General features: G+C 38.0%; 12 protein-coding genes and 1 rRNA gene. 12 read left to right on the top strand and 1 reads right to left on the bottom strand.

Features of this window, described 5'->3' with window-relative positions; all coding sequences use genetic code 11:
* Window positions 1–156 precede the first annotated feature (156 nt).
* Window positions 157–273, top strand: a 5S ribosomal RNA gene (gene rrf, locus FS608_RS07480).
* 118 nt (window positions 274–391) lie between these two features.
* Here the strand turns inward: rrf and FS608_RS07475 are convergent.
* Window positions 392–700, bottom strand: a complete 309-nt coding sequence (locus tag FS608_RS07475; RefSeq protein ID WP_144548595.1) for a hypothetical protein — start codon at window positions 698–700, stop codon at window positions 392–394.
* A 155-nt stretch (window positions 701–855) separates the two neighbouring features.
* Here FS608_RS07475 and FS608_RS07470 point away from each other — a divergent pair, with 155 nt between their 5' ends.
* From FS608_RS07470 to phnW, 11 genes are all read left to right on the top strand, one after another.
* Entirely contained in the window at window positions 856–1824 is a 969-nt protein-coding gene (locus FS608_RS07470) for a DUF1835 domain-containing protein (protein ID WP_186328644.1), read from the top strand.
* A 152-nt stretch (window positions 1825–1976) separates the two neighbouring features.
* On the top strand, window positions 1977–2321 hold the full coding sequence (locus FS608_RS07465) for a lmo0954 family membrane protein (RefSeq protein WP_144548593.1): 345 nt from the start codon (window positions 1977–1979) through the stop codon (window positions 2319–2321).
* A 50-nt stretch (window positions 2322–2371) separates the two neighbouring features.
* Window positions 2372–3007 (top strand): PspA/IM30 family protein, encoded by a 636-nt coding sequence (locus FS608_RS07460; RefSeq protein WP_144548592.1) that lies wholly within the window; start codon window positions 2372–2374, stop codon window positions 3005–3007.
* A 351-nt stretch (window positions 3008–3358) separates the two neighbouring features.
* Window positions 3359–3598: an aminotransferase class III-fold pyridoxal phosphate-dependent enzyme gene (locus tag FS608_RS07455; protein ID WP_144548591.1), complete on the top strand. Its 240-nt coding sequence runs from the start codon at window positions 3359–3361 to the stop codon at window positions 3596–3598.
* Between the two features lie 61 nt (window positions 3599–3659).
* Window positions 3660–4658, top strand: a complete 999-nt coding sequence (locus FS608_RS07450) for a histidinol phosphate phosphatase domain-containing protein (RefSeq protein WP_144548590.1) — start codon at window positions 3660–3662, stop codon at window positions 4656–4658.
* Between the two features lie 326 nt (window positions 4659–4984).
* Window positions 4985–6031, top strand: coding sequence for a putative 2-aminoethylphosphonate ABC transporter substrate-binding protein (locus tag FS608_RS07445; RefSeq protein WP_144548589.1), 1047 nt, complete (start codon window positions 4985–4987; stop codon window positions 6029–6031).
* Window positions 6032–6152: 121 nt separating this feature from the next.
* Window positions 6153–7148 (top strand): ATP-binding cassette domain-containing protein, encoded by a 996-nt coding sequence (locus tag FS608_RS07440; RefSeq protein ID WP_144548588.1) that lies wholly within the window; start codon window positions 6153–6155, stop codon window positions 7146–7148.
* 87 nt (window positions 7149–7235) lie between these two features.
* Window positions 7236–9020 (top strand): putative 2-aminoethylphosphonate ABC transporter permease subunit, encoded by a 1785-nt coding sequence (locus FS608_RS07435; RefSeq protein ID WP_144548652.1) that lies wholly within the window; start codon window positions 7236–7238, stop codon window positions 9018–9020.
* Window positions 9021–9138: 118 nt separating this feature from the next.
* Window positions 9139–10008, top strand: a complete 870-nt coding sequence (locus FS608_RS07430) for an EamA family transporter (RefSeq protein WP_144548587.1) — start codon at window positions 9139–9141, stop codon at window positions 10006–10008.
* A 211-nt stretch (window positions 10009–10219) separates the two neighbouring features.
* Complete coding sequence (locus tag FS608_RS07425) at window positions 10220–11554, top strand: MFS transporter (protein WP_144548586.1); 1335 nt, start codon at window positions 10220–10222, stop codon at window positions 11552–11554.
* Between the two features lie 84 nt (window positions 11555–11638).
* On the top strand, window positions 11639–12772 hold the full coding sequence (gene phnW, locus FS608_RS07420) for a 2-aminoethylphosphonate--pyruvate transaminase (RefSeq protein ID WP_144548585.1): 1134 nt from the start codon (window positions 11639–11641) through the stop codon (window positions 12770–12772).
* Window positions 12773–12795: the final 23 nt, after the last annotated feature.

The raw sequence follows: 12795 nt of genomic DNA, 5'->3' as shown, positions 1-12795 counted from the left end.
ATCAGGTTGATAGGTCAGAGGTGGAAGCGTGGTAACATGTGGAGCTGACTGATACTAATCGTTCGAGGACTTAACCATTTTTAAGGTGAACTCTGAGTTTACAAAAACTTCTTCTGCATTATCTAGTTTTGAGGGAATGAACCTCAAACCAAATAGTCTGGCAGCAATGGCGAGAAGGTCACACCCGTTCCCATACCGAACACGGAAGTTAAGCTTCTCAGCGCCGATGGTAGTTGGGACACGCGTCCCTGTGAGAGTAGGACGTTGCCAGGCACGAAAAGGACAATCTGAAAAAGGTTGTCTTTTTTGTTTTTTATGCTTTTTCTAATATAAGTAAAAAAGGGCAATGAGTTAAATTCATTGTCCTTTTATGCATCTTTATATAATGAAATTACCGCCTCAATCGTCGTAATACCTTGTATTCAAAATCATCACGATCGATATCCAATCCCATCACTTCGTTTCGGAAGGTCTTAAATCTTCCATCTTCTACTTCCAGAGTAAAATATCCTCTTTCACTTAAAAGATTAATATCCCCAATGATATTTTTCCTGCGGACAGGGTCAAATAAATTAACTAAGTTAGGATTACTTGGATGTGGCTTGAATTGACATCCTTGTTCCACACAAGTCCGCACAATGTTTTGGACCTTTGGATGGGCAATACTCTCAATTTTCTTGGTTGCTTCGATACTAAGCATAACATCACTCCTTTTTCCGTCTTAAAACGATATGCATATGCTATCACTAATATGCAATCCCTTCTTAGCAACCTACAAGTCCATTCATATATTAGAAGGATATATGCATTTCCATGCTAAAATTGATTTATGCTTGTAACAGTGGAGGTATGGATATGATACATATTGTGAATGGGGATGTGGTGGGCAATAAGATTGGAAATCTTCCAGGTGATGTTCTGGTTTGGCGGGAAATGTATGATTTTGGTCCACTCTCCCATGACATTTCCGGTGAAAATTGGATCAGCTGGCGCGCCCATTTTTTTGAAAAAAAGTTAGCGATTCCAGCTGATTTATTCATCCAGAATTGTAAAGACCAAAATCAATTACTTTCTGAGATTCCAAAGGAAACAGAAATTATTCTTTGGTTTGAGCACGATCGATATGATCAAACGATGTTAATGTATTTGCTCAATGAACTATCAAAAAAAGAATTGATGAAATTATCAATGGTGACAATTAATGAGTATGAGGGGGAAGAGCAGTTTTATGGCCTTGGTCAACTAGCTTCACATCAATTGGAAGAACTTTTTCATAAAAAGAGACAACCTATTTCAGATGTGCAAAAGAAAGAAGCAATTACGGGCTGGCAAGCATATACCTCAAAGAATCCGACTGATATTGAAAAGTGGATTGCTGACTCAAAACAGAAGTTACCATTTTTGAAACAAGCATTACAATCTCATTTAAGCTACTTCCCTTCAATACATACAGGTCTAAATGAAATAGAAACCTGGGTGATTAAATATCTTGATAGAAATACTTGCTCTTTTTCGGAATTGTTTCAAGCCATTACTCAAAAAAGAAGTAACGATGGTATAAGTGATCTTTATTTTGCAGCTATGCTAAACGAACTGATGAATGGCCCATACCCATTGTTGGAATGTGATAATCCACTTCCTGACTATCAAAATCCAGAACACATAGCCAAACTTAGGTTAACTTCCAATGGTTTAGATGTTTTATATGGACTAATAAAGTGCTTTGAAATTTATGAACGTGATTGGTGGCTTGGCGGGGTCTATCAAAAAAAGGATAAATGGTTCTGGAATGGAAAAAGGCTTATTAATAAAGCTGAATATTAATTAATACAGGTCAGTCCTCCACGACGTAAAGTTGTAACGGACTGACCCTTTCTACGTCTTTGGACCGAATTAAAAATCAAGCTTAGGCGCAATTATGATAAATAGGGAAAAAAGGTAAGATGATATCAAGATAAACAAAGGAGGAAAACAAAATGAAAAAATTTGGCTTACTTTTAGCAGGTGGAGTTGCAGCAATCATCCTGCTCTCAACAATTGGTCCTTTGCTAGGCTTGATTGTAAGTGCAGTGCTATTATATTTCATCTACAAAAAGTTCCTAAAAACAGAATCAACAGGTTGGAAAATTGGCTTAGCGATTATCGGGGGGATTGTCCTAATCGCTTCTCTCCACAATATTCCTGCCATCATTGGTGTGGCGGCTGCTTATGTGCTGTACCTAGTCTACAAAAAATGGAATAACAGCAAGGAGGTTTTTGAAAAGGAAGAATCAGACCCATTCATTAATTTTGAAAAGCAATGGAATGAATTAAAGAAATAGTATGTGGTGTTAACGGAAAATAAAATCAAACGAAAAAAGGAGAGAATAAGATGACAAACTTATTTACAAGAATTAAAAACACAATTACTGCAGATTTACACGAGGCAATTGATCACAAGGAGAATAAAAATCCAATCGCTCTTCTTAATCAATACCTTCGCCAATGTGAACAGGAAACTGAAAAGGTGCGAAAACTGTTGGAACGACAGTATACCTTGAAGGATGAATTTCAAAGAGAATACCAGCAAGCAGCCGAACTAGCTGAAAAAAGAACATACCAAGCCGAAGTTGCGTCAAAAGCAGGGGAAAACGAGCTATATCAGTTCGCAGCCGCAGAGCAAATGCAATATACCGAACGTGCAAATCGTCTACGTACATCCTTAGAACAAGTTAACGGGCAGCTTAGTGATTTAGAAAAAAAATATGAGGAAATGAAGCATAAGGTAAAAGACATGCATCTTCGCCGTTTGGAATTAATGGGCCGCGAAAATGTGACCCGCGCAAATCTCCAAATCAACCAAGTGATCGATTCCCATTCATACTCTGATAAATCATACTCAAAGTTTAAGGAGATAGAAAACTATCTTGACCGTTTAGAGCACCAAGTGAACAGCTCCTTTTATCGTAGTACAATTGATGCTCGGATTGCGTCAATAGAAAAAGAAATGGGTAAAGTAGAAGTTTAGGATAATAGATAGTGCCTGACACCTTTCAAAAATTAAAAGTGTCAGGCACTTTTTTTATTTCTACTAATTCTACTTATTTCGCGTTTATAGTCACCTTTTGTCATATAAAACAAGAATGCTACAATAAACGACGAATTAAAGGTAAAAAAGACATAAAATTCATTGTAAAGACAACAAAAATTTAACGATTTTACGAAATTAGGAAGTTAAAATAAGAATCACGGTGAATGTTAAATGATAGATTCTAGATTAAAGGAGCGAGAAAAATGAAATTAAACTCAGACGCATTAAGAACATAAGGAGACGTTAATTTATTGGAAAATCGAAAATTATGGCAGCAGTCATGAGAAGATGAAAAACCATTTTAATATCGTTGGAGATATAAGAGGAATTGGACTTTTTTATGGAGTTGAATTGGTGCGAGATCGAAATTCAAAAGAAAAAGCGATTTCGGAAGCGGAACGCGTCATGTACAAATGTATGGAAAAAGGGTTAAGTTTTAAGGTATCACAAGGGAATGTATTAACTCTAGCACCACCATTAATGGATATTGTCGCACAATCGATAAAAGAAATTATAGCGCAAGTTTAATCACTTTTTACTGTCGTGATAGATAAAAATACTGTCTAGAAAACAAAAGGAGGGTTTTTCCTTGAAGGTTGATTACCATTTACATCTGGAAGAAGGTCCATATTCATTACGCTGGCTGGATCGAACCAATAAAGCATTAGACCAGTTTCATCCGCTAAATGAAAAGTTGCACACACATGAGTGGCTGAAGAAAAGTATCGAACGATTAACAGAACGAGTCCATAAGGGCTCATATGATTCATCATGGATTGACCTCTATTTAACAGAAGCAAAACGGCAGGGTTTGTCAGAGGTTGGCATCGTTGATCACTTATATCGATTTAAAGAAACGAAGAGTTATTTTGAAAAATATGTTGATATAAGTGACACGGACCTCGGTCGTAAACAAAAGGAATGGCTTAACCAGGTAATGACGGAACAAATGGCGGATTTTGTTGCAGCTATTAAGGAGGCAAAAAAACGATGGGCAGCAGAAGGAATAACACTTCGACTTGGACTGGAAGCAGATTATTTTCCTGGCGGGGAAGAAGAATTAAAAGAGCTCATAGGGGACTTTGAATGGGACTACGTTATTGGATCCGTACATTTTATCTACGGCTGGGGATTTGATAATCCTGAAACACAACAATTATTTTTAAATTATAATTTGCCAGAACTTTATGAAGAATTTTTTAAAGTGGTAGAAAAAGCTATCCGCAGCAAGTTATTTAATTTCGTTGCCCATTTAGATAACCTTAAGGTTTTCAAACACCGCCCGGATGAAAACTGCCTTCTGCATCATTATGAAAAAATCGCAAGGGCGTTAATAGAAACTGATACGGCAACCGAAATAAATGCTGGATTATACTATCGATATCCTATAAAAGAAATGTGTCCAAGTCCGATATTTTTAGATATATTGCTAAAAAATGGGGTCGTATTTACCACGTCTTCTGATTCGCATTTCCCAGACGACATTGGAGCATTTATCAACTTAAACACCACTACATTACTAAATAAAGGGATTACAAAAATAGCCACCTATAAAAATCGAAAGAGAATCATGAAGCCATTGGGTTAGGTTGTGACCTTTCACAAATCTTAAAATTTCACCTTTTACATTATAAAATTTGGGTATTAATTCTTTAAAAGCAAAAACAACAAAACGAAAACAAGAAAAATGTATTGCAATTACTTTGTTTTCGTTTTATATTTAGTTTAAATATTAAGAATATTTTAAACATTTATTTCTAGTGAAAGGAGTAAAGTTGCCAATTTTTCATCCGTCAAAATCTATGTTTTTTGGGTAAGGCATTTATTTTAATGAAGTTTCTGAAAGCGCTACCACTTTTTCTTCGTGAGTCGTTCTCTACTTTCTATCAAAAGGATCATAAAGGGGATGTTTTAATGAAAAAAATAGCGATATTAATGATTTCAATCCTTATAATCTCGATTATTACTGGCTGCAGCAGTAAAAGTACTTCAGGGGGTAAAAAGGAGGAAATAACTGTTTATACAGCGCTTGAAGATAACCAACTGCCAGCATATTTAGAGTATTTCGAGAAAGAACATCCTGAGATTACGGTCAAAATTGTAAGGGATTCAACTGGGATCATTGCAGCGAAATTACTAGCTGAAAAGGATAATCCGGTGGCTGACGTCGTTTGGGGGCAGGGAATTACTAGTATAATGCCTTTGGATGAACTTGGAATGTTTGAACCATATAATCCTAAAGGGATTGAAAAGATTCTTCCAACCTTAAAAGATAAAGCAGATCCAGTCCACTGGGTGGGTATTGACGCATATTTGGCTACTTTTGCTGTGAATAAGGTCGAATTGGAGAAAAAAGGTCTGCCGATTCCTAAATCTTATGAGGACCTCCTCGATCCAAAATATAAAGGGCTGATTTCCATGCCAAACCCAGCCTCCAGCGGAACAGGCTTTTTAACAGTATCCGCGCTTATACAGCTGATGGGGGAGGATAAAGCATGGGATTATATGGATAAGCTTCATGCAAATATCGGTATTTATACGCATTCTGGATCAAAGCCGGCAAAATTGTCTGGACAGGGGGAATTTCCAATCGGAATCTCTTTTGACTATCCAAGCTTCAAGGAAAAAGAAACAGGGGCACCAGTTGAAGTTGTCTTCCCTAAAGAAGGCTCCGGCTGGGAAATGGAAGCAAATGCATTGGTTAAAAAGCCAAAAATCAAAAAAGCAGCAAAAACATTTTTGGATTGGGCAATTACTAAGGGTTCTTTAGAATTAGTGAATAAGAACTTTGCCGTTGTTGCCCAAGATTTAGGTAATCCGCTGCCAGAAGGATACCCTCAGGATCTCATGGATAAACAAATGATTGAAAATGACTTCCAGTGGGCAGCACAAAACCGGGATTCAATCTTAGAAGAATGGACGAAGAGATACGACTCTAAAAGTGAACCGAAGGAAGAATAATAGCATGTGACTTTCAGAGAATACTTTGCAGGGGCAATCGTCTCGTGGTGACAACTGTCCCTTGCAAAGTTTTCTCTTAAATCTGTTCATGAATTGGCAAAAGGGAGAAAGGGGATTATGGATGGAATTTCTGGAAATACAAAACGTAACCAAAACATTCGGTAAATTTGTGGCATTGGACCATATCAATATTTCTGTCAGAAAAAAAGAGTTTGTTTGTTTACTTGGTCCGAGTGGATGTGGGAAAACAACATTGCTCCGGATTATTGCTGGCCTGGAGGAACCCAATATCGGGTCTAAAATAGTATTGGAAGGAAGGGATATTACTGCTTCACCTCCATCCAAAAGGAATTTTGGAATTGTTTTTCAATCCTACGCATTGTTTCCTAATTTGAATGCATATCAAAACGTTGCCTATGGATTGAAAAATAAGAAACTTCCTAAAAAAGAGATTGATGAGAGGGTTAGAGAAGCGCTTTCCTTAGTCAATTTGGAACATCTTAAGGACAGCTATCCTGCTCAGTTATCTGGTGGGCAACAGCAAAGGATTGCTCTCGCTAGAGCACTAGCTTTATCACCTAGCTTTTTACTGCTAGATGAGCCTTTATCCGCTTTGGACGCCAAAGTTAGGCTGAAGTTAAGAATCGAGATTAGGAAATTACAAGAAAAATTGGGCATTACAACAATCATGGTGACACATGACCAAGAAGAAGCACTGACGATGGCAGATAAGATTGTTGTGATGAATAACGCAAGGATGGAACAAATCGGGACACCACAAGAAATCTATGAATATCCTACGACACCTTTTGTCGCAGATTTTATTGGGACAGTCAATATGTTAGCTCAAGAGGGAACATCGATGGCGATCAGACCGGAGCATATCCATATCACGGAACAAGAATCCGAAAGTGGAATTCGGACGGTGGTAAAAGACATGGAATTTCGGGGAGCTTTTTATCGTTTATTTTTACAAATACATGATAAAGATCAATTCAAAGTTGCTGACGGGTTATTAGCTGTTGATGTTCAAACCTCCTTGGTAAGAAAGCTCAATATTGAAAAGGACAGCATTGTATATGCCGAATTACCGCAAAAACATCTTGTTACCTATTAATAAAAATGTAGCACAGGATGCGGTTAGAGTTATAAATGTAAAAGGAAGGAAGGGGTGTGAAGATAGGTGCTAAACACGGACCATGTAATAAAGCAGGCAGAGGCTCAAGTCGCTAGTGATGTTTATAAGAAAAAAGTCCGCCAAAAGACCGGAAAAGTCGAATGGTTTCACAAAGGCTTAATTGTCTTGGTACTTCTGGGACTCATCATTGGAATTGTCCTTCCGTTATACCAGCTCTTATTGGTATCTCTCCAAAAAAATGGAGAATTTGTCGGGCTAACAAATTTTATCCAATATTTTAATACACCATCACTTGTCCAATCAATGTATAACACTTTATCTATTTCCGTCTTGACAGGAGTCATATCTGTTGTACTTGCCTTTTTCTACGCCTATGCCTTAACGAGAACCAATATCCGCGGGAAATCCTTTTTTAAATATATTGCTTTCCTTCCATTGTTTGCTCCGACGATGATGCACGGGATTGCGCTGATTTATTTGTTTGGTAACAAAGGTGCAATTACAACCGGATTCTTTGGTGTTTTAGAAAAGTTGACCGGACTCAATTTAGCAATAGATATTCACTTGTATGGCCCGGTAGGTATCGTCATCTCTGAGGTAATCTATACGTTTCCCCAAGCTTTTTTAATTCTCATGGTAGCAATAGCTGTAACGGATTACAGGCTTTATGAAGCAGCAGAAACACTTGGAGCAGGTAAGATGAAGAAGTTTTTTACCGTTACGATACCAAGTCTTAAGTACGGCTTAGTTAGTGCTTTTTTTGTTTCATTTATTTTAAGTTTCACTGACTTTGGGGCACCTAAGGTAGTCGGGGGACAATACAATGTACTGGCAACAGATATTTATAAACAGGTAGTTGGTCAGCAAAATTTGAGCATGGGTTCAACGGTCGGAATTATTCTAGTCATTCCTGCGCTGATCGCTTTTATTGTCGACCGGATCATACAAAGGAGACAAAGCTCATCTTTCTCTTCAAAATCGGTAAACTATAAAATCAAGAAAAGTCCAATCCGTGACAGATTTTATTTTGTTTATTGCTTAATCATTACTGCTGGTGTTTTATCATTGATTGGCGCTGTCATGGCAGCGGCATTTGTTAAAAACTGGCCGTATAACTTTTCGCTAACTCTTGATCATTTGACCTTCAAAAATGTTGCGGGGAATGGACTTGAGCCTTTTTTTAACAGCCTTCTTGTATCGTTTGTTACAGCCGTGTTAGGAACAGTGATGATCTTTTTTGGTGCTTATTTAATTGAAAAATCTCGGTTTATGAAAATAACGAGGCAACTGAGTTACTTTTTGTCGATTCTGCCGCTTGCATTGCCTGGGTTGGTCATTGGGCTAGCCTATATCTTTTTCTTTAATAAACCAGACTTTCATATTCCATTTACTGATGCTACGATTGCGAATCCGTTTCATTTCTTGTATGGGACGTTTATGATTATCATCATAGCGAATATTGTACATTTTTACTCAGTCAACCTGATTACGGCAACGACGGCATTGAAAAAGCTCGATAAAGAATTTGAGCCGGTTTCCGAATCAATGAATATTCCTTTTTATAAAACTTTTTTAAGTGTTTCGGTACCTATGTCGCTTCCAGCCATATTGGAGATGGGAATCTACCTTTTTGTTAATTCAATGACAACGATTTCTGCCGTCATTTTTCTTTATACGGCAGATACGAAGCTCGCCTCCATTTCGATTGTAAATATGACCGATGCGGGGGATACCGCACCCGCTGCAGCTATGTCTTTTATCATTGTTCTTACAAATGTCCTTGTTCGTTTTCTGTATGAATTTGTAACGAAAAAGATTAGAAAACGCACTCAAGCGTGGCAGCAACGATAAATTTTTATAATTAGTTAAGAAAAAACTGAGCCATCGATGTCCATTAGTGTCGTCGATGGTTTCTTTTGCAAAGTGGAATAAAACGAGTTAATAAAACAAGGATGAGGAGAAAACCTTCGTGTCCAATACCATTCTATTAATTATTTTGTTCGCAGCTGTATGTCACGCCATTTGGAACGCCTTAGGAAAGAAAGTGGAGGAACGGGAAGCGTTTTTCACCTTAATATTGGGTGCCTCTGTCATTCTTTATATTCCACTGGCTATTTACCTTTTCCAATCAGGACATTTTCCCGTAAAAGCGGTTAAATGGGCTTTATTAAGCACCATTTCTGAAACTTTGTATTTCTTTGCCCTTGGCAAGGCCTATTTTTCAGTACCTCTTAGTCATGCCTACCCAATATTAAGAGGTACTGCACCAGTGGTAACAACCATCCTTAGTATTCTATTTTTCGGCCTCACGATTACGTTTTCCGGGGGTGTTGGGATACTGATGATTATAATTGGAATTTTGTTTATCAATCAAAGCACCATTTCCCTTAAGGGCTTTCTAGGAAAGGCAAAAGGGAATTTAGTAAATTTAAAATGGGTTTTTCTAGCGGGTTCTTTTTCGGCATTAAGTAGTGTCCTAGATGGCATGGGAGCCGCATTAATGTCAGGCTTATTATTCAAGTACTTTGTGTTTATTGGGATGTTTATCGGTAAATTGATGGTTGATAAGATTACTAAACTTGGAGTCTCCTATCTTTTTTTGATAAAAAAATACCCTCTTTATTTAGTAATAGGCGGGCTTTTCGTCTTTATTTCCAACGCATTAGCCGTGTATGCTATGGAAACCACACCTGTAACTTATGTTGCCGCCGTTCGTGAAATTAGCATTGTATTTGCAGCTATTATCGGAATCATCTGGTTAAAAGAGAAAGTAACCGTTATGAAGTGGGTTTCTATTATCACCATTGTCCTAGGCGTGGTGATCATCAAATTCAGTTAAAGGTGTCAGGCACCATCCCTTGGATGGTGCCTGACACCTTTTTAAAAATAGAAAACAAAGTAAAACCAATTAAAAATAACAAAAGTACCAAGTAAATAAAAAAAATAAACGAAAAACTATTCACAATTGTCAGAAAACATGGTACTCTTATTACAAGATTATTTGGGTAAGCGCTTCCAGACACAAGTAGTATTAAAAAAGGAGGTTTGAAATGTCAGCAGATGTTAAATCAAAGAAGGTGAGGGTGAAAGCATTAGTTGCAAGCTTGATTGGTAGTTCAATTGAATATTATGATTACCTTTTATATGGAACTGTTGCTGCACTTGTATTTAACAAACTATTCTTCCCGAATTTTGATCCAAAGGTAGGACTCCTAATAGCCTTGGCATCATTTGGAATTCCTTATTTCTTCCGGCCGCTGGGCGGTGTGATCTTCAGCCATTTTGGAGATAAGTTTGGCAGGAAAAAGTCCTTGGTGTTTACGCTTGGAATCATGGGAGTGAGTACAGCCCTTATTGGTGTATTACCGGTATACGCGAGTATTGGCGTATGGGCTCCTATCCTGCTTGTTGTGTTAAGGTTGATTCAAGGGATAGCTGTTGGCGGCGAATGGGGAGGCGCAGTGCTACTTGCTGTTGAATACTCGGAAAAAAAGAAACGCGGATTTGCGGGAAGTATCCCGATGATGGGAGCGGCAGTTGGAATGATATTAGCTACTGCCACAATAGGACTATTAAGATTATTGCCAGATGAACAGTTCCTTGCTTGGGGCTGGAGACTACCTTTTATCGGGAGCTTAATTCTTGTTTTCTTAGGGTTATGGATTCGAAACGGATTAGAAGAAACACCAGATTTTCAAAAGGCAAAAGATGAAGGTGTCGTGTCAAAACTACCAATTGTGGATACGTTTAAATACCATTGGAAAGAAATCATTTTAACAACAGGAGCAAAGGCGATTGAGACGGCACCATTCTATATCTTTGCAACCTTTGGGATTTCTTACGCAACGAATACACTGAAAATGCCAGAGGCTCCTGTGTTAAATGCTATTACGATTGGAACACTGATTTCCCTTGTGATGATACCTTTAATGGGTAAATTATCAGATCATATTGGAAGGAAAAAGGTATTTGTTTCAGGAACTGTTGGAGTTATCTTGTTCTCCATGCCTTATTTCTACCTACTTTCAAAAAGATCAATCCTCTTATTAACCCTTGCCGTTATGATTGGATATGGACTTTGGTCTGTTATAACATCCGTATTGGGTACAATGTTCTCGGAAATGTTTAGTGCAGAAGTTCGCTATACTGGTATTTCAGTTGGGTACCAGCTGGGTGCTGCCATTTTCGGTGGTACTGCCCCTCTAATTGCTACATCGTTAGTTGCTGCATTCCATGGTTCCTGGCTGCCAGCAGCGATTTACCTCATGCTCCTTGGAGTTATGTCACTTATTTGTGTGAGCCTTATTAAAACGATGAGTGATGAAGAAAAAAGTGGGATGAAAAAACGTCTTAATCCAGCATTACTTAACATGCTTGATAAATAAAGTGAAAAAAACATTTGAACAAAAGAGAACAAATTTGATTTACACTGTCATTTAAAAAATGCTTTTCAAAAGGAGACTTGTAGAATGAATATGAAGGATATTACAAACAACCCATATCTTTTACTGACACCAGGGCCTTTAACGACAACGGACACTGTCAAACTAGCAATGATGAAGGATTGGTGCACCTGGGATGACGATTATAATAATATTGTTCAAGGAGTACGGCAAAAGCTTGTTAGTAATGCCACAAAGGCTGTCGATAAGTACTCAGCCGTGTTAATGCAAGGAAGTGGAACCTTTAGTGTGGAGTCTGTTATTGGTACGGCTCTTCCAAGGGATGGAAAACTATTAGTTGTGGCAAACGGAGTCTATGGGCATCGAATTGCAAAAATCTCCAAAACCCTAGGAATTAATACAGTGGTTTTAACAAGCGGGGAAGTTGAGGCCATCGATTTAAATAGGCTAACCACTCAGTTAGAAAATGACCCTGAGATCACCCATGTGGCCATTGTTCACTGTGAAACAACCACGGGTATGCTGAATCCCATTGATAAAGTGAGCGAGATTGTTAAGAGGTATAATCGTGTTTTTATCGTTGATGCGATGAGCAGCTTCGGCGGGGTTGAAATGGATATTGATGCACTTCAAATTGATTACCTTATTAGCAGTGCCAATAAATGTATTGAAGGTGTTCCCGGGTTTGGCTTTGCGGTTGTGAAAACAGAAGAGTTTGAGAAATGCAAACATAATGCAAGATCGGTTTCGCTTGATTTATACGATCAATGGAAAACAATGGAGGAGCAAAATGGCAAGTGGAGGTTTACTTCTCCAACTCATGTCGTCCGTGCCTTTGCTCAGGCTTTAATGGAGCTTGAAGAAGAAGGTGGGATCCAAAAACGTGCGGCGAGATATAAAAATAACCAAAAGGTCTTATCAGAAGGCATGAGGCTGCTTGATTTCGAACCGATTCTGTCAGTAGAGATGCAGTCGCCTATTATCACATCATTCTACTATCCTAATTCTGAAAGTTTCGAATTTTCAACCTTTTACCATAAACTAAAGGAAAAAGGCTTCGTCATTTACCCAGGCAAAGTATCAGATTTAGATACATTCAGAATTGGTAATATTGGAAATGTTCATCAGCATGATGTTGAATCCTTGTTAAAGGCCATTCAAGAGAGCAGATATTGGCTAGATGCTGTTCTTGAAAAATAAGGATACTCTCGCAGGCTTCTTGA

Source organism: Bacillus sp. X1(2014) (genome assembly GCF_007678255.1).
The sequence above is the reverse complement of the archived record's forward strand: the minus strand, read 5'-3'. Positions and strand labels throughout refer to the sequence as shown.